The 26,558-nt window shown below is 46.8% G+C and carries 23 protein-coding genes, 1 riboswitch and 1 other annotated feature; of the genes, 18 read left to right on the top strand and 5 right to left on the bottom strand.

The window, feature by feature from the left end:
- Nucleotides 1–8 precede the first annotated feature (8 nt).
- From ytkD to BW42_RS00445, 3 genes are all read left to right on the top strand, one after another.
- Nucleotides 9–482 (top strand): RNA deprotection pyrophosphohydrolase, encoded by a 474-nt coding sequence (ytkD, locus tag BW42_RS00435; protein WP_035406108.1) that lies wholly within the window; start codon nt 9–11, stop codon nt 480–482.
- Nucleotides 454–1,218, top strand: a complete 765-nt coding sequence (locus tag BW42_RS00440) for a S9 family peptidase (protein WP_052018981.1) — start codon at nt 454–456, stop codon at nt 1,216–1,218. The genes ytkD and BW42_RS00440 overlap by 29 nt, the downstream gene beginning before the upstream one ends.
- Before the next feature lie 166 nt (nt 1,219–1,384).
- On the top strand, nt 1,385–2,638 hold the full coding sequence (locus BW42_RS00445) for an EAL and HDOD domain-containing protein (protein WP_035406111.1): 1,254 nt from the start codon (nt 1,385–1,387) through the stop codon (nt 2,636–2,638).
- Between the two features lie 25 nt (nt 2,639–2,663).
- On the opposite strand, the gene pckA is transcribed toward BW42_RS00445, so the two are convergent.
- Nucleotides 2,664–4,232: a phosphoenolpyruvate carboxykinase (ATP) gene (pckA, locus tag BW42_RS00450; protein WP_197026209.1), complete on the bottom strand. Its 1,569-nt coding sequence runs from the start codon at nt 4,230–4,232 to the stop codon at nt 2,664–2,666.
- A 234-nt stretch (nt 4,233–4,466) separates the two neighbouring features.
- A riboswitch (SAM riboswitch) is annotated at nt 4,467–4,593 on the top strand.
- Between the two features lie 128 nt (nt 4,594–4,721).
- Between pckA and metK the strand changes: the two genes are divergently transcribed.
- From metK to BW42_RS00465, 3 genes are all read left to right on the top strand, one after another.
- Entirely contained in the window at nt 4,722–5,930 is a 1,209-nt protein-coding gene (gene metK, locus BW42_RS00455; protein ID WP_023469108.1) for a methionine adenosyltransferase, read from the top strand.
- Between the two features lie 137 nt (nt 5,931–6,067).
- Complete coding sequence (locus tag BW42_RS00460; protein ID WP_035406114.1) at nt 6,068–6,556, top strand: GNAT family N-acetyltransferase; 489 nt, start codon at nt 6,068–6,070, stop codon at nt 6,554–6,556.
- 78 nt (nt 6,557–6,634) lie between these two features.
- Nucleotides 6,635–7,339 carry a serine aminopeptidase domain-containing protein gene (locus BW42_RS00465; RefSeq protein ID WP_035406117.1) on the top strand — a complete coding sequence of 235 codons (705 nt, stop codon included), beginning with the start codon at nt 6,635–6,637 and terminating at the stop codon, nt 7,337–7,339.
- A gap of 50 nt (nt 7,340–7,389) precedes the next feature.
- Here the strand turns inward: BW42_RS00465 and BW42_RS00470 are convergent, their stop codons facing one another.
- A complete protein-coding gene (locus BW42_RS00470; RefSeq protein WP_255344364.1) occupies nt 7,390–7,986 on the bottom strand; it encodes a class I SAM-dependent methyltransferase in 597 nt (198 codons plus the stop codon).
- Nucleotides 7,987–8,142: 156 nt separating this feature from the next.
- Here BW42_RS00470 and BW42_RS00475 point away from each other — a divergent pair, with 156 nt between their 5' ends.
- From BW42_RS00475 to BW42_RS00495, 5 genes are all read left to right on the top strand, one after another.
- Complete coding sequence (locus BW42_RS00475) at nt 8,143–9,321, top strand: MFS transporter (protein ID WP_035406122.1); 1,179 nt, start codon at nt 8,143–8,145, stop codon at nt 9,319–9,321.
- Between the two features lie 183 nt (nt 9,322–9,504).
- Nucleotides 9,505–10,539, top strand: coding sequence for a peptidoglycan bridge formation glycyltransferase FemA/FemB family protein (locus tag BW42_RS00480; RefSeq protein ID WP_035406125.1), 1,035 nt, complete (start codon nt 9,505–9,507; stop codon nt 10,537–10,539).
- Nucleotides 10,540–10,629: 90 nt separating this feature from the next.
- The gene (locus tag BW42_RS00485; RefSeq protein ID WP_035406128.1) at nt 10,630–11,274 is read left to right on the top strand and encodes an HAD family phosphatase; all 645 of its coding nucleotides are present in this window, start codon (nt 10,630–10,632) and stop codon (nt 11,272–11,274) included.
- A 38-nt stretch (nt 11,275–11,312) separates the two neighbouring features.
- Nucleotides 11,313–11,535: a binding site (T-box leader), on the top strand.
- Nucleotides 11,536–11,581: 46 nt separating this feature from the next.
- On the top strand, nt 11,582–13,987 hold the full coding sequence (leuS, locus tag BW42_RS00490) for a leucine--tRNA ligase (protein ID WP_035406130.1): 2,406 nt from the start codon (nt 11,582–11,584) through the stop codon (nt 13,985–13,987).
- A 131-nt stretch (nt 13,988–14,118) separates the two neighbouring features.
- Nucleotides 14,119–15,096, top strand: coding sequence for a hypothetical protein (locus BW42_RS00495; RefSeq protein WP_035406133.1), 978 nt, complete (start codon nt 14,119–14,121; stop codon nt 15,094–15,096).
- A gap of 57 nt (nt 15,097–15,153) precedes the next feature.
- Here the strand turns inward: BW42_RS00495 and BW42_RS00500 are convergent, their stop codons facing one another.
- Complete coding sequence (locus tag BW42_RS00500) at nt 15,154–16,425, bottom strand: NAD(P)/FAD-dependent oxidoreductase (RefSeq protein ID WP_035406136.1); 1,272 nt, start codon at nt 16,423–16,425, stop codon at nt 15,154–15,156.
- A gap of 191 nt (nt 16,426–16,616) precedes the next feature.
- On the opposite strand from BW42_RS00500, the gene BW42_RS00505 reads away from it, so the two are divergent.
- Nucleotides 16,617–18,281, top strand: a complete 1,665-nt coding sequence (locus BW42_RS00505) for a polysaccharide biosynthesis protein (protein WP_035406140.1) — start codon at nt 16,617–16,619, stop codon at nt 18,279–18,281.
- Nucleotides 18,268–18,987 carry a pseudouridine synthase gene (locus tag BW42_RS00510; protein WP_035406142.1) on the top strand — a complete coding sequence of 240 codons (720 nt, stop codon included), beginning with the start codon at nt 18,268–18,270 and terminating at the stop codon, nt 18,985–18,987. Before BW42_RS00505 ends, BW42_RS00510 begins: the two co-directional genes overlap by 14 nt.
- Nucleotides 18,988–19,047: 60 nt before the next feature.
- Here BW42_RS00510 and BW42_RS00515 read toward each other — a convergent pair whose 3' ends face one another.
- Together BW42_RS00515 and BW42_RS00520 are read right to left on the bottom strand one after the other, a co-directional pair.
- On the bottom strand, nt 19,048–19,680 hold the full coding sequence (locus BW42_RS00515) for an SDR family oxidoreductase (RefSeq protein WP_035406145.1): 633 nt from the start codon (nt 19,678–19,680) through the stop codon (nt 19,048–19,050).
- A gap of 108 nt (nt 19,681–19,788) precedes the next feature.
- Nucleotides 19,789–20,007, bottom strand: coding sequence for a DeoR family transcriptional regulator (locus BW42_RS00520; protein ID WP_023469095.1), 219 nt, complete (start codon nt 20,005–20,007; stop codon nt 19,789–19,791).
- Nucleotides 20,008–20,327: 320 nt separating this feature from the next.
- Between BW42_RS00520 and pepV the strand changes: the two genes are divergently transcribed.
- The 5 genes from pepV (at nt 20,328) to pulA (ending at nt 26,513) form a co-directional block, all read left to right on the top strand.
- The gene (gene pepV / locus BW42_RS00525; protein WP_035406147.1) at nt 20,328–21,725 is read left to right on the top strand and encodes a dipeptidase PepV; all 1,398 of its coding nucleotides are present in this window, start codon (nt 20,328–20,330) and stop codon (nt 21,723–21,725) included.
- Nucleotides 21,726–21,785: 60 nt separating this feature from the next.
- Entirely contained in the window at nt 21,786–22,934 is a 1,149-nt protein-coding gene (locus tag BW42_RS00530) for an MFS transporter (RefSeq protein ID WP_035406149.1), read from the top strand.
- Between the two features lie 7 nt (nt 22,935–22,941).
- Complete coding sequence (thpR, locus tag BW42_RS00535) at nt 22,942–23,460, top strand: RNA 2',3'-cyclic phosphodiesterase (RefSeq protein ID WP_035406151.1); 519 nt, start codon at nt 22,942–22,944, stop codon at nt 23,458–23,460.
- 1 nt (nt 23,461) lies between these two features.
- Nucleotides 23,462–24,337: a hypothetical protein gene (locus BW42_RS00540; protein WP_231496828.1), complete on the top strand. Its 876-nt coding sequence runs from the start codon at nt 23,462–23,464 to the stop codon at nt 24,335–24,337.
- A gap of 61 nt (nt 24,338–24,398) precedes the next feature.
- Nucleotides 24,399–26,513 (top strand): type I pullulanase, encoded by a 2,115-nt coding sequence (pulA, locus tag BW42_RS00545; protein WP_231496829.1) that lies wholly within the window; start codon nt 24,399–24,401, stop codon nt 26,511–26,513.
- Nucleotides 26,514–26,558: the final 45 nt, after the last annotated feature.

Genomic DNA, 26,558 nt, shown 5'->3' on the forward strand with positions numbered 1-26,558 from the left:
GCACGTACGTGATTACATTCTTGGATTATTATCAAAATCAAGTGGAGTTAAGTTTTGAGGACCATCCGTTCTCGGATCGCCCTCTACATGTGTGGGTCATTGCCGTGTACGAAGGGAAATGGTTGCTGACCCATCATAAGCAACGCGGATATGAATTTCCGGGTGGGAAGGTTGAACCGGGTGAAACGGCAGAAGAAGCCGCACGTCGTGAAGTGATGGAAGAGACAGGCGGAAAAATCGATTCCTTGAAGTACATCGGGCAATATCGTGTTGCCGGAAAAGGGGATACGATCATTAAAAATATCTACTTCGCGCAAATCGAATCGCTGTCATCCCATTTGGCTGTAGATGAAACAGATGGTGCTTTTCTGTTCGAGGAACTCCCTGATCGTCTCGATACGAACCGACAATACAGTTTCATGATGAAGGACCGCGTCCTTCCAGAGACACTCCGTGTACTTAGCGAACGCCGATTGGTTTGAACTTCCGCGGCAAGGTCCGTTTCGGACGTTTCGGATGTTCTATACGACGACAGACGGGGAGCGCGTCGGTGCCTATATCGTACTTCCGCAAGTCGCGAACGGACAGGGGATTCTCTACTTGCGAGGTGGCACACGATCTATCGGAATGGTTCGACCGACACGGCTGCTCGCGTTCGCGCAGGCTGGTTTTTTCGTCATGGCACCTTTCTATCGGGGAAACTTAGGCGGAACAGGAAAAGAAGATTTCGGACATCGGGATGTCGAAGACGCATGCAGTGCTTTCGATTGGTTGCAACAACGTGTCTCGCATGTTCATGCATTCGGATTTTCTCGTGGGGGGCAAATGGCATTACTCCTGGCTCATCATCGTCCAGTTTCGCGGACGGTGTCGTGGGCAGGCGTGACCGAGTTGACATGGACCTACGAGGAGCAGAAGACGATGCAAAAAATGTTGCGTCGCTATACGGGGGGGACACCAGACACCGTACCTGAGGCGTATAAGGTGCGCTCGCCGCTTCATGTCGCTCCTCAAGGTGAAGTATTATTGATTCACGGTGCGTATGATGAGAACGTTCGTTTACGACATGCGACGGCTTATGCTGCACGTCATCCCGACCAAACCCTGCTTCAGACTTATGCGTATGCACATCAGTTCCCGATCCATGAAAAATTACGTGTGACGCGTGATATTTTGACTTGGTTCGAGACAGGCATTTGGAACCGATATGATACATGATTCAAGCAATACGACGTTTGTCGTATTGCTTTTTGTATTTTGGAAGATGAAGCATAGAGATTGAAAAAACAGACCATTGATACATTGTAAAAAACAATAATCTCCTAAAAAGTAAACTTTGATATAATAGAAACCATCTGAGGACAATGGAGGGGGCAGGAGAACGATGGATATCTTATTAGCACGTCAACCCATCGTTAATCGAGTTGGATCAATTGATGCATTTGAATTATTGTATCGTTCGATTGAACAAATGACTATTTTTGATGGGGATTTAGCGACGATGGATGTATTGACGAATACACTCGTCCATATGGGGGTGGAACATGTCGCGGAAGGAAAAAAACTTTTCGTCAACTTTACGTCAGATTTGTTGAAAAGTGATCTGATTCATTATTTAGATCCTAACCGATTCGTCATTGAAATTTTAGAGACAGTTGATATTGATACTGAAATATTGTCGGTTCTGCATAGTTGGAAAGAAGCAGGCTTCACATTAGCACTTGATGATTTTGTGACAGATTTACTTCGACAGCACGGAGCGGAATTGTTTGCGTTGATTGATTTAATTAAAATCGACATCGAGGCAATTTCCCCTCGCGAGCAAAGTGCCATTTTGCATATCGTTCGACGTAATTATCCTCATATTAAGATGCTTGCTGAACGTGTCGAGACGCACGAGGATCATACACGTTGTCTTGATATGGGGTATGACTGGTTCCAAGGCTATTTTTATGCTAAACCGATGCTGATGAAAGGGAAAGCTGTTCCACCACAATTGCCGGTGTTGTTAAAGATGCTGAAGTGGCTTGATACGGATGAGAAGTACGATGAAGTCATTGATGAAATCGAAGCCAATCCGTATATCAGCATCCAGGTATTACAACTAATCAATTCTCCGGGAGTGGGATTACGCAATACAGTTAGTTCCGTTCGTCAAGCGATCTCACTACTTGGCTTCGCTCAACTTAAAAGCTGGATTTCGTTGATTGTCTTACGTGAAATGAAGCTCGCAAGTCCTTATGAATGGTCGAATGAGTTGCTGCGTTCTTCCTTACATTGCGCAAAGCTCTGTGAGTTGTTTGCAACAGAAACAAGGACGCTGCAACAAGAGAGTGCCTATATGATCGGCTTGTTATCGCATATCGATGCGTTATTGTCCGTTGATATTGACGACATCATCGATCAATTGCCAATCGAGGATTCCTTGAAGATTGTCCTCCAAGGAAAAGACCATCCGTTCCGGGATTGTCTAGTGCTTGCGATCAGCGCAGATCGCGGTGATTTCGAACAGTTCGAATTGCTGAGTCAACGGTTAGGTGTATCACTTTCGCGAGCATATGCGTTACTGACGGAAAGTCAGGAGTGGCTTATGCAAAAAGAGATGCATCTTCAAGAAGAGACAGATGCCATTCTATAAAAAAAGAGCCCTGAGGCTCTTTTTTTTATAGACATGGACCTGCTGACTTGATCGCATCCGTCGCACTTTCGAAACGAAGGAAATTATGTTGGAATTTCTCAGCAAGCGAACGCGCTTGTGTGTTGTATTCGTCAGGATTTGACCAGACGCGTACCGGATTGAGTAATTCACTTGGAACACCAGGAACTTCAAGTGGCATATGAAGTCCGAAGATTGGGTGCTCTTCTGTTGGAATCGCTGCAAGTGTTCCGTTGACGGCAGCGTTGACCATCGTCCGTGTATACGATAGCTTCATTCGACTACCTGTCCCGTAAGCACCGCCTGTCCAGCCTGTGTTGACGAGATAAACGGTCACACCGTGACGATCAATCAGTTCTCCGAGCATCGTCGCATACTTTTCAGGTATCAGTGGAAGAAATGGTGAACCGAAGCATGTCGAGAACGTTGCTTCCGGTTCCGTGATACCACGCTCTGTTCCAGCAAGTTTTGATGTATAACCTGATAGGAAATGATACATCGCTTGTTCTTTCGTCAATTTACTGATCGGAGGCAAGACGCCATACGCATCAGCCGTCAAGAAGACAATCGTCTTCGGATGACCAGCCCGTGATGGAACAGCGATGTTATCGATCGCTGTGATCGGATAAGCAGCACGTGTATTTTCTGTCAACGATGTGTCATCGTAATCAGGATGACGAGATTCATCGAGCACGACGTTTTCAAGGACAGTTCCGAAACGGATCGCATCAAAAATTTGCGGTTCTTTTTCGCGTGACAGATTGACCGTCTTCGCATAACATCCACCTTCAATGTTGAAGACGCCGTCATGCGACCAACCATGCTCATCGTCACCGATCAATTGACGGCTATCGTCTGCTGACAGGGTGGTCTTACCAGTACCGGATAGACCGAAGAACAAGGCGACGTCGCCTTCGTGTCCGACGTTTGCTGAACAGTGCATCGAAAGGACATTTTCTTGTGGTAAGAGGTAGTTCATGACAGAAAAGATCGATTTTTTGATTTCGCCCGCATATTCGGTTCCGCCGATCAAGACGATCCGGTGTTCGAACGACATGGCGATGAATGTCTCGGAATTCGTTCCGTCAACGGTAGGATCTGCTTTGAAATGTGGCGCGTAGACGACCGTGAACGGTTCGAAGGCAGCCACTTCAGGATACTCGCGTAAAAAGAGTTGTTTGGCAAACAGGTTATGCCAAGCGTATTGTGTGAGCACACGAACCGGAAGGGTGAAGTGCGTATCTGCCCCAGCAGCAGCTTCTGTGTAGTAGAGCTGATCGGCTTCGTTCATGTAACGAAGAACCTTTTGTAACAATTGTTCAAATTTGTCTCCATCCATCGGTTGGTTAACATGACCCCAATCGATGTGAGACTCGCAGGAAGAATCACGGACGATGAACTTATCTTTCGGTGAACGACCTGTAAATTTCCCCGTTTCTACAGATAGTGCGCCGTTCTCAGCAAGGACACCTTCTTCGTTTCGAATCGCATGTTCGACAAGTTCAGCAACAGATAGTTGTTTGAACACATGCTCTTTCTTGAGTAGTTCTTCGATATTCAGGACCGTCATCGGCATCCTGACCCCACCTTTCCCCTACGTTGGTTTTGGCTCACTGCATTTAGTATGACACATTCATTATATATGACATACTAAAGGGAGCGCAATCATTTTCTGGTGCTGATTTCTATTTATCTGGAAACGCTTTCAGCATTAATAGTTTAACATCTCTTTTAAAAAGTTTCGACTAGAATTTGAAACCTTGCTTGACAGAGTAGGTACAACTTTATATCATGTAATTCGTAACGGATACTCTTATTCTGAGCAGGTGGAGGGAACAAGGCCCGAAGAAACCCGGCAACCGTCCTACATTAATTCATATATTAATGAGGGAAAAGGTGCTCTCCTGAAGCGAAGTAAACACTTCGAACGATAAGAGGGTAAAGGAAGAACGCACAACCTTTCCCTGACCATTTTTTGGACTTGGAAAGGTTTTTTTCATTTTACCGTCCCACTCAACTAGGGGAAATGAGTACACCGTCAAATTCTTTTTTGGGAGGGTCATACATGACAAACCTTAATCGCCGACTATTCACGTCGGAGTCAGTCACTGAAGGTCATCCAGATAAAATCTGTGACCAAATTTCGGATTCAATCCTCGATGCGATTCTTGCAGCGGATCCAAACGCACGTGTTGCGGCAGAAACTTCTGTTACAACAGGTCTCGTTCTCGTTGCAGGTGAGATCACGACATCCACTTACGTCGACATTCCAAAAGTCGTTCGTGAAACGATTCGTGAAATCGGCTACACACGCGCGAAATACGGTTTCGATGCGGATACATGTGCTGTATTGACATCGATCGATGAGCAATCAGCAGATATCGCTCTTGGTGTCGACCAAGCGCTTGAAGCACGTGAAGGTAGCATGTCTGATGCAGAAATCGATGCAATCGGTGCAGGAGACCAAGGTCTTATGTTCGGTTACGCAACGAAAGAAACACCAGAACTCATGCCACTTCCAATTTCGCTTTCGCACCGTCTCGCACGCCGTTTGGCAGAAGTGCGTAAAAACGGTCAACTCGACTACCTTCGTCCGGACGGAAAAACACAAGTCACGGTCGAATACAACGAGAACAACGAGCCGGTTCGTGTCGATACGATCGTCATCTCGACACAACATGCGGAAGAAGTTACGCTTGAGCAAATCCAAGCTGATTTGAAAGAACACGTCATCACACCGGTCATCCCGGCTGAATACATCGACGCAGCAACGAAATTCTTCATCAACCCAACTGGTCGTTTCGTCATTGGCGGACCACAAGGAGATGCTGGATTGACTGGTCGTAAGATCATCGTTGATACGTATGGTGGATACGCACGCCACGGCGGTGGAGCATTCTCAGGTAAAGATCCAACAAAAGTCGACCGTTCAGCTGCATACGCAGCACGTTACGTCGCGAAGAACCTCGTTGCTGCAGGTCTTGCAGACAAAGCAGAAGTTCAACTTGCGTACGCAATCGGTGTCGCGCACCCTGTATCAATCGCAGTTGATACATTCGGCACAGGAAAACTTCCTGAAGCACAACTCGTCGAATTGGTTGCTGAAAACTTCGATCTTCGTCCGGCTGGAATCATCAACATGCTTGATCTCCGTCGTCCGATCTATCGTCAAACAGCTGCATACGGTCACTTCGGTCGTACAGATGTTGAGCTTCCATGGGAGCAAACAGATAAAGCAGCAGTTCTTGAAGAACAAGCAAAACGTTTCGCATAATCAAAAAGTCCGGAAATCCTACGTGGGTTTTCGGGCTTTTTTGTTTCCGCGGAACTTTGCAGGAAACGAATGTTTTTTCTAGAAAAGGGTAAAAGTACATGAGTCGATTTGTATGAGTATAAAGGGGGGTTCCGATTATGGAAATACGCGAAGCTATTCCAGCTGATGCAGGACGTATTCATGACATTGCTATCACATCTTGGTTGGATACTTATGAAGAAATCTATTCCGAACGTTCGAAAGCGCATTTCGTGCAGGAGGCGTATCCGCAAGAAGAAGTCGTTCGTGCAATCCGGACGGCGGAAGAAGCACGGGGAGAGTATTTTTATGTCGGAATCATCGACGAGGAAATCGTCGGTTTCATTCATGCTGTTGATGTCGAAGGAACATGGGAGATCATTCGGCTTTACGTCTTGCCGGAATATCAGCAAAACGGAATCGGAAGACGTCTGATTCGTGAACTCGAACGACAAGGAGCCGTCCCACTCGAAGTCTACGTGGAAGCACGTAACTATAAAGCGCGTCAATTCCTGACCTCATTTGGTTTTGAAGAACTTAGTGAGATGACGGAAGAAGTGTTTGGGCAAGCGGAATCAGTCGTTCGTCTTCGCCATGTTGCCTCGTGAAATCCGTCTCGGGACGGTTTCGTTTGCGTTTGAAATAAGGTATCGTGAAAAGGAAGTATGAAGTGAAGAGGTGAGTTTGTGGTTGAACAACCAACAGGAATCATCGTATTAGTCTATCCGTTACAACTGCGTGCCCGTCCGAGTGAAGCTTTGATTCGAGTACTCGAAAGAGAGTATGAAGTGCTACTCGTCGACGCACCACGTCGCATTTCGTTTGAAGAGCACGGTCAACTGTTAAAAGAAGCATTACGCGAAGCAGGAAAACGAAAGCTACCGATTCATATCATCGCCTGTAGCATGGGCGCACTCGTCGTCAATCGTCTGTTGCAAGAATATGAATTACCAGTCGCAAGTCTTGCGTTCGTTTCACCATTGTTTGATTGGCATCCATCGAAACAACTCGGAGGTGTCAAACAAGTCTTCGCGAGTGCGTTTGATCGTTTCCGTCCCGATGCGCCACTCGGTACGTTGCCGTTTGGTCAAAGTACGGAAGATACCGTTCGCATCGGTGAACTGACGTATGCGCAGTACCGGGAAATCGAAGAAGAGATCGTCGTACATGACGAGGAACGAAAAAAACTGCCTCGTGTAAACTTGGCTTGTTTTTATGCACCAGACGATCAGTTCGCAGACGTCAAACTGACACTCGAAGTATGTCGGAAAATGGGTGGCGATCAGATTTACTTACAACGTCTACACGGTTTCCCGCATTTCAGCTTTGAACGGTTGAATACACGGTTTGCGGAAAAATTATTGTTGTTTTTTAAATTAGTCGAAGAATGAAAAAAGTGATGGTTTCCATAGCGGAAGCCATCACTTCTTTATTTCTACTGTCAGCGCACTTTTTTCTCGATCGCGATGATGAACGGTGGATGATTCTGTTGATTCAAGAAGCGGTACTGAAGAACGGCATAACCTTGCTGATCAAGGGCTGTGACGTAATCTAGGACAGCATCGCGTTCCCGTTTTCCTTCAAGATGACCGTGATAGACGACAAGGACGACAAGACCACCAGGTGCAAGTACCGGGAGGAGAGCGTCGAGTGCTTCAAGCGTCTCTTCACCTGTCGTCGTGATCGATTTATCACTTCCAGGCAAGTATCCGAGATTGAAGACGCCGGCACGAACAGGCCGTCGTTCGTCCGAAAGACGCGCACCAACATGGATGTGACTTTCGTGATAAAGATCGACGCGTTCTAACATTCCGGCTTCGTCGAGACGTCGTGTCGATTCCTCGATGGCTTGAGCTTGGACGTCGAACGCAAGGACTCTACCTTCTGGACCGACGCATTCTGCTAAGAACTGCGTATCATGTCCATTTCCGGCAGTCATATCGACGACGCAGTCACCAGGTTCGATGACGGACTCCAGTAATTGTTTCGTATAAGGTAGTACACGGGCAAGTGACATGGCATAGACTCCTGTTCCTATGGGCTGTTTTTCTCTTTATACATGATCATCGTATGTATGATTCCTCCTGCATTATACCATCTTTTGAGTCATTGACGAAAAGTGAAGTGGCTTGACAGGCGGGGGAGGGATTGCGTAAAGTGGCAAGGTTGAGAATGAAATAGGAGGACCAAAGGTATGCCAAAATTACCAAAAGCGGTCTGGATCCTCGTCCTTGCGATGGCCATCAATACGACGGGATCCTCTTTTTTATGGCCGTTCAATACATTATATATTCATGAATATTTAGGGGAGTCGATGACAAAAGCCGGAATGGCGTTATTCGTCAACTCAGCCTTAGCAATCGTTGGGAACTACTTAGGCGGAAAAGCGTTTGACCGACTCGGTGGAAAGAAGACGCTTGTCATCAGTGTCATCGGACTTGTCCTGTCTTCCGTCGGCTTGTTGCTATTTCATCAGACGTATATTGGATACGTCGCGATGCTTGGATTGATTGGATTCGTCGGTGGGATGGTTTTCCCAACGATCTACGCAATGACGGGCGTCATCTGGCCGGAAGGCGGACGCCGCGCCTTTAATGCGATCTATGTCGCGCAAAACGTCGGTGTAGCCCTCGGGACAGCTGTTAGTGGTCAAATTGCTGCTTTTTCGATTCAGTACATCTTCATCGCCAATCTCGTTCTCTATATCGTCTTTGCCATCATTTTGTTTGTCGGTTTGTCCTGGATTCAGGCGCCAGCGCGGATGCATGCGGCACATGACGAGATCGAAACGACACGCACACCACTTTCGCGCGGATCCGCACGGACGATGTTGCTCGTTTCGATCGGTTATGTCTTACTTTGGTTCGTTTATGTGCAATGGCAAGGGACCTTTGCTGTCCATACGAAATCGCTCGGTGTCACGATTTCCGAGTACTCGATTCTTTGGACAATCAATGGAGCGCTTATCGTGTTCGCACAACCTTTATTAACACCAATTCTTCGTTGGTTTGGAGATGATTTGAAACGCCAACTGATGACCGGGACAGGCATCTTCCTTCTCTCTTATCTGATTGTTCCGTTTGCAGGCGGCTTCAAGATGTTCCTCGTGGCGATGATCATTCTGACAATCGGTGAGATGTTCATCTGGCCAGCGGTTCCTGCAATGGCGGCGCGACTTGCGCCAATCGGAAAAGAAGGAGAATTCCAAGGGTACGTTAATATCGCTGCTTCAGCAGGGCGGATGATCAGTCCGACAGTTGGAGGTTTGATCTACGATTTATCAGGTATGTCAGCAGTTTTCTTGACCTTAATTGGATTGATCCTGTTAGCAGGAGTTGTCTTCCTTCGTGCTATTCCTAAAACCACATCATGAGCTTTATCTTGTGAGACAGCGGACAATAGATCAGCTGTCTTTTGTTACATCATTCGTTCGAAAATTATAAAACAAACATTTAATAATATGGAATATTTCGGCAAAGAAACGGGTACTTTCTAATCAAGAACTTGAAAAGAAAGGTCATATGAACGTTGCTTCTTTTTGACTGGAGGTGCACGGATGGAAAGGTGTCAATTCATCACAGATGCCGCAACTTGGACGACACACGTACAGAAACAGCCTCTTGATATCTTCTATAGTCACAAATACGTCACGCTCAACGCTAGACCGTCTGAGCAAGCGGTATTATTTCTTTATGAAGGTCATGCAGGAACACTGTTTTATCCTTTTTTGAAGCGTCGTATTTTTGATACGCCTTATTCAGATCTCATTACCCCGTACGGCTATGGCGGACCGGAAATCATCGGTCGACTGACTGCGTCCGAGATCCAGCAGGCTCGTTTATCCTTTGAGAGGTGGGCGGAGCAAGAATCGATCGTCTCGGAAATGATCCGCTTTAATCCATTAACAGGTAATGAACGGTTTATGCAGGACTGGACAAAAGTTTCCTTCATCCGTCATACGACGAGTATTGATTTGCGTCCTTCACTTGAAGATATCATGCAGACATTTCATAAGAAGACGAGAAGCATGATTCGTAAATCGCTTGCTTCACCCTTAACCGTCAGAACAGGAACACGGGACGATCTACCTGTTTTTTTAGCGTTGTATCATGAAACGATGGACCGGAAGAATGCCTCGGCTCATTATTATTTTACCGCGACGTATTTTGAGCAATTGATGGAGACGAACCCACTTTGTGAGCCCTTATTACTGATGGCGGAAATCGACGGAAAAGCGGTTGGGGGATACTTCGTATTGCTTGGAAAAGAATACGCCCACGGTCATTTGATCGGCTGTAAGCGGGATGAAGCGAAGATGTTCCCGAATCAGCGACTTGAGTACGAAGCAATTCTTCAGGCAAAAGCACGGGGACTCGTCGAACAACATCTTGGGGGCGGGTATCAAGAACGGGATAGTCTTTTTGAGAGTAAATGCCGTTACACTGGATATCGACTATTTGAGTATCATCAAGGAAAATCCATCCTGCAGCCATCACTATATGATTTGCTCTGCGTACGATACGGATCAAATGCTGATTCCGATTATTTTCCGGCGTATCGACAAGCTGGTATTCAGGTGGCAACTAGTTAAATAGATAATGAGAGTATGAAAACGACTACATCGTGTAGTCGTTTTTTTGATATGCTGAAGTCAGGATCGATCAATAAAGGGGGAGTTATCGTGAAAAAACGCGGTCTGATTTTTGATATGGACGGGGTTATCTTAGATAGTGAGATTCGCTACTTTGAAGTGCATCAACAGATGTTCAAAAGGTTATCGATTCCGCTTGATCCGGTTCAGTATGCGACGTTCATGGGAAAAACAGGAGATGAAATGTGGGAAGAACTCGTCGCCCAGCATCAGCTGAAAGAAACAGCTAGTGCGTTGCTTGAGGAAGAACATCGCTTGTTTCAAATTCATGCAAAGCCGGAGGAGTGTGGATTAAAAAAAGGCGTCACACAAGTCATCGAACAAGCGGCGACTCTTGGTTACGATATCGGCATTGCTTCTTCGAGTTCACTTCAGAAAATCGAACGTGTCATCCGTCATTATGGGCTTCCGATCACGCACTACGTCAGTGGAGAAGAAGTCATCCGTTCGAAACCGGATCCCGCGATTTTTCGACTTGCGGCAGAGCGGATTGGACACGCACCCGAGAACTGTCTTGTCATTGAAGACGCTGCGAACGGGATGATTGGTGCGAAAGCAGCAGGCATGGAAGTGATTGCGCTTCTTGATGACCGGATGCCAACGCAACGCTTAGAGCAAGCGGATCATGTCGCGCAATCACACGCAGAAATCGAGGAAATTTTACGGAAGCGTTGACGCTTGAGGAAGAAACAGATTACACTAGAAAAAGATAGTCAAATGCATGGAACTGAAGTAGTAGGGGAAAGGTGCCGTCAAGAGAGCTGGTGGAAGGTGCGAACCAGTCGGTAACAACCGTGAACTCGTCAGGGAGCACGATTCGTGAAGTCGTAGTAGCGAATCCGGTCTTTCACACCGTTATCCGTGAATCAAGCGGTCTGTCATAGACAGACAACGTGGGTGGTACCGCGGAAGCCAAACCGGTCTTTCGTCCCTTTTCTTAGGGGCGGAAGACCGGTTTTTTTAGATTAGAGGAGGAAAAGACATGCCGTACAATCATCGCGAAATTGAACCGAAATGGCAGGCGCGTTGGGATCAAGACAACGCCTTCGTCACGACAGAAGATCCAGAAAAAGAAGGGTTCTATGCCCTTGATATGTTCCCGTATCCGTCAGGTGCTGGACTCCACGTTGGTCATCCGGAAGGTTACACAGCAACGGATATCCTCGCACGGATGAAGCGGATGCAAGGATACAATGTCCTTCACCCAATGGGATGGGATGCGTTCGGATTACCAGCAGAACAATACGCGCTCGATACAGGAAACGATCCACGCGAATTCACAGCGAAAAACATCGAGACGTTCAAGCGTCAGCTTAAAGAACTTGGATTCTCGTATGACTGGGATCGTGAAATCAACACAACGGATCCAAAATACTACAAATGGACGCAGTGGATCTTTACGAAGTTGTATGAAAAAGGACTTGCCTTCGTAGACGAAGTCGCAGTCAACTGGTGCCCGGCACTTGGAACTGTCCTTGCGAATGAAGAGGTCATCGACGGATTATCCGAACGCGGAAATCATCCGGTTGTGCGTGTTCCGATGCGTCAATGGGTCTTGAAAATCACGGAATATGCGGATCGCCTTCTTGAAGATCTGGATGATCTCGATTGGCCGGATTCTGTCAAAGAGATGCAACGCAACTGGATCGGGAAATCTGAGGGTGCTGAGATTGATTTCACGATTGATGGACATAAAAAACAAGTCACGGTCTTTACGACACGTCCGGACACGATCTTCGGTGCGACGTATCTAGTACTTGCACCGGAGCATCCATTCGTAGCTGACATCACGACAGCGGATCACAAGGAAGCCGTCGATGCGTACATTTCGCAAGTCCAAACGAAGTCAGATCTCGAGCGAACGGATTTAGCGAAGGAAAAAACGGGTGTCTTCACGGGTGCTTTTGCGGTCAATCCGATCTCAGGCGATCGTCTTCCAATCTGGATCGCTGATTACGTCCTTGCTTCTTACGGAACAGGTGCGATCATGGCTGTTCCAGGACACGATGAGCGCGACCACGAATTCGCGAAACAATTCGACTTACCGATCGTTGAAGTCGTTGCGGGTGGAAATGTCGACGAAGCAGCCTACACAGGAGAGGGCGAACACGTCAACTCGCATATGCTTGATGGACTTGGGAAACAAGAAGCAATCGAGACGATGATCGCTGAACTCGAAACGAACCAAGTCGGTCGTAAAAAAATCACGTATCGACTCCGAGACTGGTTGTTCAGTCGTCAACGGTATTGGGGCGAGCCGATTCCAGTCGTTCATATGGAAGATGGTTCAATGAAAACACTCAATCAAGAGGAATTACCGCTTGAACTTCCAATCATTCCAGAAATCAAACCGTCTGGTACGGGCGAATCACCACTTGCGCTTGCTGAAGACTGGTTGGATTACACAGATCCTGAAACAGGAATGAAAGGCCGTCGCGAGACGAATACGATGCCACAATGGGGCGGAAGCTGCTGGTACTACCTTCGTTTCATCGATCCACACAATGAAGAAGCGATTGCGGATCCAGAAAAATTAAAATACTGGCTTCCAGTCGATATTTATATCGGTGGGGCAGAGCATGCTGTTCTCCACTTGTTGTATGCACGGTTCTGGCATAAAGTCTTGTATGATGCAGGCGTCGTACCAACAAAAGAACCATTCCAGAAGTTATACAACCAAGGAATGATCCTTGGAGAGAACAACGAGAAAATGTCAAAATCTCGCGGTAACGTCATCAACCCAGATGAAATCGTCAAGTCGCATGGTGCTGATACGTTACGTTTATACGAAATGTTCATGGGACCACTCGATGCATCGGTTGCCTGGTCTGAGAATGGTCTTGACGGGGCGCGTCGTTTCCTCGATCGCGTTTGGCGCTTGTTCGAACGGACAGCAGACATTCAAGACGTCACGGAAGTCGATGCTGACTTCGAACGGACATACCACCAGACCGTCAAGAAGGTCACGGAAGACTTCGCGAACATTCAGTTCAACACCGGGATTTCGCAACTCATGGTCTTCGTCAACGAAGCGAATAAACAGCCGGTTCTCCCGCGTCACTTCCTTCGTGGATTCATTCAATTGTTAACACCTGTCGCGCCGCACCTTGGTGAAGAACTGTGGGAACAACTTGGCTTTGAAGAGACATTGACGTATGCGGCATGGCCAACATTCGATGAATCAAAACTTGTCAGCGATACGATGGAATTCGTCATTCAAGTGAACGGTAAAGTTCGCTCGAAAATCGAAATCAACATCGATGCGACAAAAGAAGAAATCGAAGCACTTGCCTTTGCTGATGAAAAGACACAAGAATGGATTGGCGACAAGACGGTTCGGAAAGTCATCGTCGTACCGAAAAAATTGATCAATATCGTGGCGAACTAAGCCATAACCCCTTTCATTCACTTGATGCGAATGGAAGGGGTTTCTTCATTTCCGTCGCAAGTCCGCTTTTTTTTTGAACGTCCTTCTGCTACACTGAATCAGAAACCGAGAAAGAAAGGCGATTATCATCAATGAAACGATCTTATATAGTCTATACAACGATTTTTGCTGTCGTTTCGGGGTTGATCCTTTGTATACTGCTCGTCTTCTCGAAGCCAGAGACGTTGTCACGTATTCAGGAAACGTTCGCGAAAATCGAGACGCAATCGAAGCATCAGGCAGCTGTCAAACAGGTGCCACCGAAAACGCCTTCAGCCATTCCGAATCCAGAAGAACCGTTAATTAAAAATGTTCAACAGATGTTATATGACGATTCCATAGGTTCGTACCTCGTCGTAACAGAGGACTATCGTTTCTTTGAAATCAGTGGAACTGGAGAACGCATCAATGCGACGTTTCAGTTGGAAGAAGGGAAACTCTTATTGTCTGGTCTTGACGGGATGACACTCGTTGACGGAGAGACAGTCGCTTTATTGACGTCGAATCAAATTCTAGTCACGATTAAACGAAAAGATGGCGTCTGGAGCGAAGAAAAACGCGAAAAAGTACAAGGGACGACGATTCGAGACAGTTTCCACGGTCTTGGATATGATGCGAAGAAAAAAGAATTCTATACAATCAATCAAATTCGCTCGATTGGTCGTGTTGAATTGACTTACTTTGCAATGAAAGAGGACAAAATCAAGATTGATCCAGATGCTTCGGAAAAGAAGAAGCGTGCCTTAAAGAAAAAGCAAAAACCACCGTACTTGTCGATCATCAAACGAGAGAAAATCGAAGCAGCGAGCGGAATGCGAAGTGATGCGAAAAAAGCATTTGAATCCAGATTCCGTCCGATTGGTCTTGCAGAACGGCAAGGTCGGATCTATACGTTAGACTCAGAAGCACTTTATCTTTATTCGATTGATCAGAAAGAGAAAACGATTACGGGGGAGACAGCGAGTCCGAAAGTGTATGGATCAAAAGGAATCTTTGTACAAGATAATGAATTGTTCGCCTTAGTCGTCACGGATAAATTCTCAAGTCGATCGTTCACACCGATTGACTGATGTAGAAAAAAGACCCGATTTCTCTGATTAACAGAGACAAATCGGGTCTTTTTTGTATTAAGAGACAGTGTCACGTGCCATCTCTGCAGCGTGACTACCGGCACAATGACCCGTCACGAACGCAGCTGTGATATTGTATCCACCTGTATAGCCATGGATATCAAGAATTTCGCCAGCGAAGAATAATCGCTCCGCCTTTTTCGACATCATCGTTTTGGGATCAATCTCTTTAATCGAGACACCGCCACCCGTGACGAAGGCCTTATCGAAATCGAGCGTTCCTGTTGCTTTGAGTGGGAATCGTTTCAATTGTTGCAGGAAGTCCGTCCAGTCCTGTTTCTTTACTTGTGTACAAACTTCATCGCCAAAGCCGATTCGAGCGAACAGGAGTTCAAGCAATCGTTCTGGTACAAAACCACGAAGGGCATTCCGAACCGATTTCTTCGGATTTGCCGCAAGTGCTGCCTGGAAGCGTTCTGTTAATGCACCAAGTGACTCATCCGGGAAGAGATCGATCGATAGATGAACGATCGTCTCTTTCGATCGTTTGCGCTCTTTGATCGTATATTGGCTACACCGTAAAGCGATCGGACCACTTAAACCGAAGTGTGTGAACAGTAGATCACCCGTATGTGTCTTGATTGCTTTGTCCTTTTTACCGTGAACCGTTAAGGCAACGTCACGCAACGACAGTCCTTGTAATGTTTTTTCATGAATGAACGTATCACCTAACAAAATCGGGACTTCCGTTGGGAAAAGTTCCGTGATCGTATGACCAGCTTTTTCAGCCCACGGATAGCCGTCACCCGTCGAACCCGTGTGCGGAACAGATTGTCCGCCGACCGCTACGATACAACTTTTTGCTTCAAGACGCATGCCGTTTTCTAAGATGACAGCTGCAAAAGAACCATCTGGATGGAAGTCGAGCGTAGCGACTTGCGCGTCTGTTTGAATCTCGGCGCCATGTGCACGGATTTGATCGATCAATACACGAACGACGTCTGCCGCCTTATCCGAGACCGGGAACATCCGACCGTTATCCTCTTCTTTGAGTGCGACACCAAATCCTTCGAACAAATCGATGATCGATTCATTATTAAATTGAGAAAAGGCGCTATAAAGGAAACGTCCGTTTCCTGGAATCGACTGGACGAGCTCATCGAGTGGCTTTCGGTTCGTGACATTACACCGTCCGCCGCCAGAGATTGCGAGCTTTCGTCCTAATTTATTTCCTTTATCGAGCAGGAGCGTCCGGGCTCCAGCTTGTAAAGAGGCGAGCGTCGCCATCAAACCGCTCGGTCCGCCTCCGATTACGATTACATCGTACATAAGGTCACCTCATTCATAGAATTCTGCTTGTTTCACTTTAGCAGAAGTTGCGACTGTAAACAAACCGTCTCTTTCAATTCAAGATAGACAGCGGTATAATGATTTGCAATTGTGTACGAGAGAACTTGTATAATGAGACAGTCACGATTAGAGTGTCGATTTAAAAATTAGAAAGCGTGAGGGATGTTACCATGTCCACAGTCAGTAATAAGCAGTCTACTTCTTCCGGCAATGCAGGATTCGTTCGTGGAACGATGCTCCTGTCCGGTGCGTCACTGATTTCCCGCGCACTGGGTTTGATTTATCTCTTTCCGTTTCAGTTCATGGTCGGTGCGACAGGTATCATGTTCTATACCTATGCCTACAACTACTATGCGATCATGATTGGTCTTGCGACAGCGGGGATTCCTGTTGCCGTCTCGAAATTCGTCGCCAAATACAATGCGTTAGGAGAATATGATACGAGTGAACGTTTGTATCGGTCTGGTCTAAAAATCATGTCCTTGACCGGGGTTGTCTCTTTTCTCGCCTTATTCTTCCTTGCACCGTATTTAGCACACCGGGCGATTCCAGGCGGTGACGTCGATTCAGCCTCGTACGTCGATGCCGTCACGATGACGATTCGAGGGGTTAGTTTTGCGTTACTCTTGATTCCACCGATGAGTATGACGCGTGGATATTTCCAAGGGTATCAATCGATGGGTCCAACTGCGATTTCGCAAATCCTAGAACAAATCGTCCGCATCATCTTCTTACTCGTAGGAGTCAGCATCGCTATCTATGTATTTGATTCAGGTGTAGCCTTTGCAGCGACGATTGCAACGTTCAGCGCATTCATTGGTGCAATCGGTAGTGTCGCGGTTCTCATCTATTACTTCCGCAAACGATCCAGTGGGCTGCAGGAACTTCGTGCTACTCAAATCGTCCGTTCGCCGGATCGCCCGTTAACGGATTTGTATAAGGAATTATTGACGTACGCGATTCCAATCGTCATGGTCGGTCTTTCGACGCCGCTTTACCAAGTCATCGATCAGAACACGATGAATGCCGCGTTACAAAGTATTGGCTATACGCTCGAAGCTGCCGGAAATGCGACGGCCTATCTGATTGCGGATAGTCATAAGATCGTCTTGATTCCGGTCTCGGTCGCAACAGGCTTATCGTTGTCTGCGACGCCACTGTTGACAGCTTCCTTTACGCAAGGAGATATGCGAAAAGTACGGGCTCAAATTTCACAGATTTATCAACTCGTCTTCTTCGTGACGATTCCGGCAGTTGTTGGAATGATTCTCCTCAGTGAAGAAACGTTCCATGTGCTCTTTCCGAAAGATCAAGCAGCATGGGTCTATCTGTTGAGTTATGCACCAAGTGCCTTGTTCCTTGCCCTTTATTCAGTCACGGCAGCGGTCCTTCAAGGGATTAACCGTCAGTACTTTACGATCATCGCAACACTTGCTGGATTACTTGCGAAGTATCTCTTGAATGCACCGTTGATTCATTTGACGGGTGATGGAACAGGTGCTGGATATGCGACGATCATCGGCTATCTCGTTGCGACCGGTTTGATGTTCTTTCGAATCACACAAACGGTGAAGTTCCCATTCAGTACGGTCTTACGCCGGACGTCGTTGATCTTGATCATCAGCGCCTTGATGGGAGCGGGTGTCGCGCTCGTCAAGTGGGGAATGGTATCCATCTTGCCAGAGACGACATGGGCGTCTCTATTGATTCTGATCGTAGGGGCAGCAGTCGGAATCGTGATTTTTGCAGGACTCTCGATTTGGAGTGGCTTAGCAGAAGTCGTATTAGGACGTAAAATTTCATTGAAACGAGGACGAGGTCATGCGTCTAGATAAATTGTTATCCAACATGGGAGCAGGCTCCCGAAAAGAAGTGAAGCTGCTGCTGAAGGCAGGGGCGATTCAAGTCGATGGAGAGATCGTGCGTGATCCGAAACAACATGTCGATGTCGAGACGCAACAGGTTCTGATGTATGGGGAACCGGTTACGTATCAAAAATACATCTACTTGATGATGAATAAACCACCGGGTGTCATTAGTGCAACAGAAGATAAACGAGATGAGACCGTCATTGATCTGTTGTTTGAAGACGTGACGTATTTCAAACCGTTCCCGGTCGGACGACTCGATAAAGATACAGAGGGTCTATTGCTGTTGACGAATGATGGGTCGTTTAATCACGCTTTAATGTCTCCAAAGAAACACGTCGAAAAAACGTATTACGCAGAAGTGACAGGAGTGTTGACGCAAGAAGACATCGAAGTGGTTGCGGCAGGCGTCACGTTAGAAGACGGCTACCGAGCAAAGCCGGGAAAACTTGTCATCTTATCGACGACAGAAACAGATTCAAAGCTTGAGTTGACGATCACGGAAGGGAAGTTCCATCAAGTCAAACGGATGATGCTTGCGCTCGGGAAAGAGGTCACGTTCTTGAAACGGCGCTCGATTGGCCGCTTGGAACTCGATCCGGCACTTGCGCTCGGAGATTATCGTGAACTGACGCCAGCGGAACTGTCTTTGTTTGAGTGGCAACCTGAATAAGCAAAACGAAAAGGCGGTGGAATGAGCGTACATTCCATCGCCTTTTGTTATGGGTTTCGATTATTGATTACGCAATGCTTCTGCGATTGGATAAGGACCACTGAGTACTTCGAATACACGAGATTGTGTCGGATGATCGATCAAGTGAACGAATAATGCTGCGATATCATCACGCGACACTTTACGATCTTCGTATGAATCGAAATGCTCTTTCGTTTCGACAGTGCCTGCAGGGTCGTCATAGCTGAGTGGACCAGGACGTACGATCGTATAATTGAGTCCGCTTTCCTGGAGGTGTGCGTCTGCTGTTGCTTTAGATTCGAGATATACTTTCAATTCACCTTTTGGTTCTTCGGTACCTACTGAACTGAGCATCAGGAAACGATCGATACCGTTGGCTTTTGCTGCATCGATGACTTTAATTGCGCCTTCTTGATCGACGGCGCGCGTCAATTCGTCTGATGCGCCACCAGCACCCGCTGCAAAGATGACGACGTCCGCATTACTGATGACACCACTGACATCCTTCGTCAAATCCCCAAGTCTGACTTCAGATGCACCGAGTGCAATCAAATCGTTGATTTGATTTTCTTCTCGTACGACCGCGATTGCTTGATGATCACCTTGTTTAGCGATCAATTCGACCATCTTGCGTCCAGTCGTTCCGTTTGCTCCAATGATTAAAATATTCATTCTTCTCAACTCCTTCTCCTAATAGCTATACCCCACGTTTTAAAAAAGATAACAAAAAAAGACGCGAAGAATCGCGTCATCGAAAGATATACATAGTGAAACAGTGGATCAACCCGCTTGCTTTTGTTTCTTGCTCGACGTCCATGTACCGCGTCGAGGGCTCACAATGAGATTGTTGTATTCGAGCACGTTCAAATCCCGCTGAACGGTCCTTGAAGTGATGCCAAACTCTTCAACCAACTCTGCTGTCGTAGTAGCTCCGTTCTCTTGGATGTAGAGATAAATCGATTTAATCCGGGTCAACATACGGTCTGTAGAATCTTTCATTGGTATAACCACTCCCCCAATGGATAGAATAGTGTTCTAAAGCTTCGGGTGACAAAAGACAATGCAATATCCAGTTATTTCGCCTTTAGTATAACGTTTTGATGTTAAATTGCAAGTGATTTAACCGAACGTTTGCATAAAAAACACATTCAAACAGATTGTAAAGTCGATAATTGTAGTTTTAATGTCGTTGAATGTTCGTTATTTCAACAAATAAAAAAGAAAACAGAATTTGGATGTTCGTATCTGAACGAATATTCGCTATACTAGAAAGGTGTATAAGGAAACGAATTCAACCCAGAATGAAGGAGCGAAATCAGATGGTGAATTGGAAAGAAGAAGTACTCGCGCGTCGCGAGGACTTATTAGAGGATTTAAAAGAACTACTGCGGATTCCGAGTATACTTGATGAATCAACAATCGAAGAAGGCGCGCCGTTTGGCCAAGAAGTCAAACGAGCCCTTGATTGGATGCTCGCGACAGGGGAACGAGACGGATTCAAGACAAAAAATGTTGATGGATACGCCGGACATTTGGAATATGGTCAAGGGGAAGAGTTACTCGGTATTCTTTGTCACTTAGACGTCGTACCAGCTGGTGGCGATCACTGGACATACGGTCCGTTTAACCCAACGCTTGTCGATGGGAAGCTGTATGCGCGCGGTGCAATCGATGATAAAGGACCGACGATGGCAGCTTATTATGCCTTGAAGATCGTCAAAGAACTCGGATTACCGCTCTCAAAACGTATTCGTTTGATTGCTGGAGGAGATGAAGAGAGTGAATGGCGTTGTGTGAATCATTACTTCAAACATGAAGAGATGCCGACTCTCGGCTTTGCACCAGATGCCGACTTCCCGATCATCAATGCGGAAAAAGGACTGTATGATGGGTTATTGATTCAAGGGAAACCAGCGCAAGCATCTGATACAGGCTACCATCTCGTTCGTTTTGAAGGCGGCGAACGTCCGAACATGGTTCCGGGTCATGCCCAAGCACTTCTTCGTGTCGTCGAAGTGGGAACACTTGAAACGGATTTCCATACGTATCTTGAAGAACAAGGTTTGTCTGGGACGGTCAAGCAAGAAACGGAAGGTCTCGTTCTTGATGTGAACGGTGTCGCAGCCCATGCCATGGAGCCGGATAACGGTAAAAATGCTGCCTTACATTTAGCACGTTTTCTCAATACGCTTCACTTGGATTATAACGGTCGTCGTTATATTCAGCTTGTCACGCACATGCTCCGTGATTCTCGCGGTGTAGCGATTGGTGTCGCTGCTTCAGACGAGACAGGTGACTTAACGATCAACGGTGGTGTATTCCGGTATGCAGAAGAGCAAGGAACAGCGTCGATCAACATCCGTTATCCTTATTCAGCAGACTTCACGGAACGCTTGCAAATCATCAAGGAAGCGGCAGCGGGATATGGCTTCGAGTTACAGACTCGAACACATATGACACCACACCATGTCGATCCGGATCATGAATTGATTCAGACACTGAGTGCCGTGTATGAACGTCATACGAACCAACCAGCTGATCTGATTGCTATCGGTGGTGGTACATATGCACGTTCGTTGACGGCAGGGGTTGCATTTGGACCAGTCTTCCCAGGTGGTCCTGAAGTTGCCCACCAAGTCGATGAATATGTTGATTTTGAAGAACTCTTGCTTGCTGTCGCGATTTATGCAGAAGCAATTTATGAACTCGCAAAATAATGACTGATGATCCCCCGCATCGTGAAGATGGGGGGATTGCTTCTTGAAAGGAAGTTCCGTGTGAAAAATCGTCAAACTTATCATTTCCAAGCGTTATATTTCTTTATTTTCTTTGGACAAGGTGCACTCATTCCGTATCTTGCGCTTTATTTTTCAAGCGATGCGTTCGGTCTGTCCGCTTCAGAGATTGGTACAATCGTTGCGATCGGACCGATTCTCTCTATTTTCTTACAGCCCGTTTGGGGCATCGCGGCAGATCGACTCGGAAAGCCGAAACGTCTCTTACTCGTTGCCATGCTCGCCGCTGGAGTATTTACATTAAGTTACTTACTGACGTCCGCCTATCTACTTTTACTATTGATTTCATGTGTCTGGGCATTATTCCAGTGTGCGCATATTCCACTCGTTGATACATTAGCGATCGAATATACGCGAAAACGTAAGGTAGATTATGGCGCCTTGCGTCTTTTTGGATCAGCTGGTTTTGCTTTAGCCGTCTTCATTCTTGGACAAATCACTGAGGAGGGCGGACTTGGTCTGATTTTTTATGCGACCGGTGCAGCGTGGGTTCTTGGTTTTCTTGTGTTGATCGGTATTGAAGAAACGGGAAGTGTGCACATTTCACATCGACAACAGGTACCGTTGAAACAACTCTTTTCGAATCGACGCTTCTTGTTATTCTTAGCGGGAGGGAGTTTGATCTTCGGACCGATCTTCGCCAATAACTATTACTTTGGCAGCTACGTCACGATTCGTGGAGAGACAACCGCGCTCGTTGGGACCTTGTTCTTCGTCGCCGTTCTGTGCGAAATCCCGTTCATGCGCATCGCTTCGCGTTTATTGTTACGATTTGGAGCGATTCCAGTTCTTGTCTTCATTTCCTTGCTGTCAGCTGCTCGTACGGCGATGATCGCATTAGAGCTTCCGATCGTCATGCTTTGGGTATTGTCTGCGATGCAAGGAATGATCGTCGGATTGTTGATCCCTGTTGCATTAGACTATGTTCGGTCACTCGTTCCAGAGACGATGGTCGCAACAGCTGTCAGTACATATATGGCAACGACGACAGGGCTAGCGACAGCGCTGTTTAACTTGATGAGTGGGTTTGTGCTAGACCAAAGTACAATCTATACCGTCTTTTGGGTATATACAATTAGCAGTATTCTTGGTGCCGTCTTGTACAGTGTCAGTGGTCGAATGAAGGAGTGAAGATACGATGAGACAGGAACGACACTTTTTCGTTGCCTTACCGATTCCTTCTGAAGATTTAGCAAATATCGCTAATCGTTTATCTCTATCTGATTACTTTCGAAATGTCTATACGTTAGAAGAGTACCATTTGACGCTTCGTTTTTTTGGTCCATTGGATGAAAAAGAACAACAATCGTGGAAACAGCAACTGCAGGAGATTGCGCGCACGATCGAACCTTTCGTACTTCGATTAGATCGTCTAATTACCTTTGGACAAAGCGAGCGACCACGTGTCGTCGGATTCGGAACAGAAGCAGAGGAATTGTTTCGATTAGTGCGTCTGATTGATCCAAGTGCGACTAAACCATTCGTTCCGCATGTCACGATCGCGAAGAAGTGGCGCGCGGAGGCGGGAGAATGGACGACGAATCCGATACAACCGGTGGAATGGACTGTTCGTGAACTTATTCTGTTTGAAGTACGACCAGGCGTTTCGCCGCGATATGAACCGGTTTACCGGATTCATCTAGGTAAAGAGGAATGAGGTGATCCCCATCGCAATCTTGATGAAACTATATGACTTAGATAGTCGATTTGAAAAAAATCCGCTTGAGATGACAAAACGGTTCGGTGAACATCAGGTACTTGATTACGCTCATGTCTATCGTAGATGGGAGGCTGGAGAATTATTTCCCGGGGAAACGCTCATCCGTCCGAAGAAGTGGTGGCAAGTGATGAAAAAAAGCGAAGTCATTCAACTTCCGGGTAAACAATTATCTCGAAGAGCGTTTGATAAATGGTACAAAAAACGTCTCGAGTTACAAAAATTATTAAACGTCACTGGTGGAGCGGGCGAAGAGGACATTTGGCGGATTCCGTTAAAACGTCATTTAGACTTTTATCAGATGTTACATCTCTTGAATGAACAGTATGCAATGTTTTATCGCGCCGTCATTCAATATCAAGTTGGGGAAGTCGAATTGAGTCCGTTCGTCGTCGGTCCATCCGCGATTTATATCATGGAATGGCTTGACGGTGACGAAAGTATCTATCACATCCGGCGAGATAAGTTGTGGCGGGAACAACCGTTCAAGGCATCCGCAAAACAAATTTTGAATCCGAACATTGGTTTAAAGCGGACGGAAGATATTCTACGAGTCGTACTTGGGCGAGATTATGTCTTGCCGATCGAACGAGTCATTTTAGCACCTTCAGGTTATTTTGATCAGATTCCAAAAGAGACGACGACGACTTACGTCAATAAAGTCGAGTTTCCAAACTGGCTACAACGAATGAATGCAAGTGCGCCGCATACAAAAGCGTTTCAGATGCGGGTGTGTGAAAAAATCCTAAAAGAGACCGTATCGATTCCGTTTCAAATGGCAATTCTAAGTGAAGGGCAGTCACGAATTCAAGAGTAGGGGAGGAAGCGACGGCATTGTCGTTGCGAAAGACATGATGAACCAAGAGGTGGTAATACCGGTGATCCGGGCAGAGTTCTCATCGTTTCGAAGCATCCGAGTCGAGGTCGAAGGCAATCCGTCAATCCACTGGTCGCTTGAATGTGATGGGAAACTGCTTGAAATTCAACAGACCGAAACGCATCGAGAGGAACAGTTCGTGGTTTATGAGTTAACGGTTCTTGAACCAGTCGAGTTAAAATGTCGCTATGAGATATTCGGAGCAGGCAAGTCAATCCGTGTCGTTCCTGATCGATTAGTCCGGACGGAAGCGTTCGAGCGAAAGTACCGTTACGAAGAGAAGCTCGGTGTCTGGGAAGAAAACGAGGCGTATCATTTTGCTGTCTGGTCGCCTGTCGCAGAGCAAATCGTATGTATCGTATACGATCAAGATGAACAGGTACTCGGAAGACACAAGATGGAACGACAAGAGCAAGGTACCTATCACCTTCGACTTGGGCAAGAATCAGCAGAACGATGGTACCGCTATGAAGTGACGACGTACGTTGGCACACATGAAGTCGTCGATCCATACGCTCATGCGATATCGGAGAACGGTCGTTACGGTGTCATCGCCGACGTTGAACAGACGATTTCCGAGTGGTTTCCAAAGCGAGTCGCGCGTCCTTTGTTCGTCAAACCGTCGGACGCTGTCATCTATGAAGCAAATATTCGCGATTTTACAATTGATCGTTCCGCTGGTTCAAGTCATCCGGGACAATATGCAGGGGTGGCGGAACGTGGAACAGTTTCTTCTCGTGGACATGCGACAGGTCTTGATTATCTTCTTGATCTCGGGATTACGCATCTGCAGCTGTTACCGGTCCACTTCTTCGAAACGACCGATGAACGAACAAGGTCGCCATATAACTGGGGATACGATCCGATGCTTTGGTTCGGATTAGCTGGGAGCTACGCGAGTTCGGTCGCACCGCTCGTTCGCGTCCGAGAATACGCGGATATGGTGGAGCGACTCCATGAAGCAGGGATTCGTGTTACGTTCGATGTCGTCATGAACCACGTTTTTGTTCGGGAGCGTTCCTCTCTTGAACAGCTCGTTCCGGGTTATTATTTCCGTTATGAAGTAGACGGCACGCTCTCAAACGGAACGGGTGTTGGAAACGATACCGCATCCGAGCGATTCATGATGCGTCGACTCATCGTTGATTGCTTGACCTACTTTGCTCGTGTCTACCGCATTGATGCGTTTCGATTTGATTTAATGGGCATTCATGACATTGAGACGATGAATGAAGTACGTGCAGCACTCGATGCGATTGATCCTACGATTCTTGTGTATGGAGAGGGCTGGGATCTTGCGACGGCATTGCCGGAACGATTCAAAGCGATGAGCGCCTCGGCTGCGCAAATGCCGCGAATCGCTCATTTTAATGACGTGTTCCGTGATGCCTTGAAAGGATCGACGTTCAGTGCATACGATCGAGGATTTGTTGCCGGAGACGGATGGAAAGAAGGAGAAGTCCGAAACGGGATTGCGGGTAGTGTTCATATCGATAACCAAACGTATGGACGTTTTCCGGAACCGACATATTCGATCAATTATGTCGAGGCGCACGATAACCATACGCTGTACGACAAATTGAAAATCTCCTGTCCGGAAGCGGACGAACTTCAGTTATTACGGATGAGTCGATTAGCTCAAACGATCGCTTTGCTTGCGCAAGGCATTCCGTTTCTGCATGCGGGTCAAGAGTTCTTGCGTACGAAACAAGGTGTCGAAAACAGTTATAATGCATCGGACGAAATCAACCGAATGGACTGGGAACGCCGGGATGATCATCTCTCCCTCGTTACGTATATCAAGACGATTTTACAAATTCGCAGAATGCATGGCGGATTCCGTCTACACCGGGCGAATCAGGTTCGAGAACTGCTTCGTTTCATCAACTTACGTCCGGGTGTCATCGCCTACGAAGTCGAAGCGATCCATTCGTACGATGCGTGGCAACGCACGCTCGTTGTCTACAATACGACGCACGAAATCGTGGAAGTCGCACTCGATCACTCGCGCTGGAATGTACATGTCCAAGGGGATGATGCCTCGGTCGACCCGCTTCTGAAAGGTGTCGATAGGATTCAAGTCCTTCCGTTGTCAACGACGATTGCGACGTGTTAAGATAAGCATTGTGCCTTAGGCAAATCTACTAAAAAAGTTGAGCGG

Source organism: Exiguobacterium sp. RIT341 (assembly GCF_000632205.1).
GTDB lineage: Bacteria > Bacillota > Bacilli > Exiguobacteriales > Exiguobacteriaceae > Exiguobacterium_A.

Coding starts and splice junctions, on each gene's coding strand:
- BW42_RS00520 (WP_023469095.1), bottom strand. CDS start 20,007: ATGAAAGATTCTACAGACCGTATGTTGACCCGGATTAAATCGATTTAT.
- BW42_RS00480 (WP_035406125.1), top strand. CDS start 9,505: ATGGAAAGGTGTCAATTCATCACAGATGCCGCAACTTGGACGACACAC.
- BW42_RS00475 (WP_035406122.1), top strand. CDS start 8,143: ATGCCAAAATTACCAAAAGCGGTCTGGATCCTCGTCCTTGCGATGGCC.
- thpR (WP_035406151.1), top strand. CDS start 22,942: ATGAGACAGGAACGACACTTTTTCGTTGCCTTACCGATTCCTTCTGAA.
- metK (WP_023469108.1), top strand. CDS start 4,722: ATGACAAACCTTAATCGCCGACTATTCACGTCGGAGTCAGTCACTGAA.
- pepV (WP_035406147.1), top strand. CDS start 20,328: ATGGTGAATTGGAAAGAAGAAGTACTCGCGCGTCGCGAGGACTTATTA.
- BW42_RS00505 (WP_035406140.1), top strand. CDS start 16,617: ATGTCCACAGTCAGTAATAAGCAGTCTACTTCTTCCGGCAATGCAGGA.
- BW42_RS00510 (WP_035406142.1), top strand. CDS start 18,268: ATGCGTCTAGATAAATTGTTATCCAACATGGGAGCAGGCTCCCGAAAA.
- BW42_RS00515 (WP_035406145.1), bottom strand. CDS start 19,680: ATGAATATTTTAATCATTGGAGCAAACGGAACGACTGGACGCAAGATG.
- BW42_RS00495 (WP_035406133.1), top strand. CDS start 14,119: ATGAAACGATCTTATATAGTCTATACAACGATTTTTGCTGTCGTTTCG.
- BW42_RS00460 (WP_035406114.1), top strand. CDS start 6,068: ATGGAAATACGCGAAGCTATTCCAGCTGATGCAGGACGTATTCATGAC.
- BW42_RS00445 (WP_035406111.1), top strand. CDS start 1,385: ATGGATATCTTATTAGCACGTCAACCCATCGTTAATCGAGTTGGATCA.
- BW42_RS00500 (WP_035406136.1), bottom strand. CDS start 16,425: ATGTACGATGTAATCGTAATCGGAGGCGGACCGAGCGGTTTGATGGCG.
- leuS (WP_035406130.1), top strand. CDS start 11,582: ATGCCGTACAATCATCGCGAAATTGAACCGAAATGGCAGGCGCGTTGG.
- pckA (WP_197026209.1), bottom strand. CDS start 4,232: ATGCCGATGACGGTCCTGAATATCGAAGAACTACTCAAGAAAGAGCAT.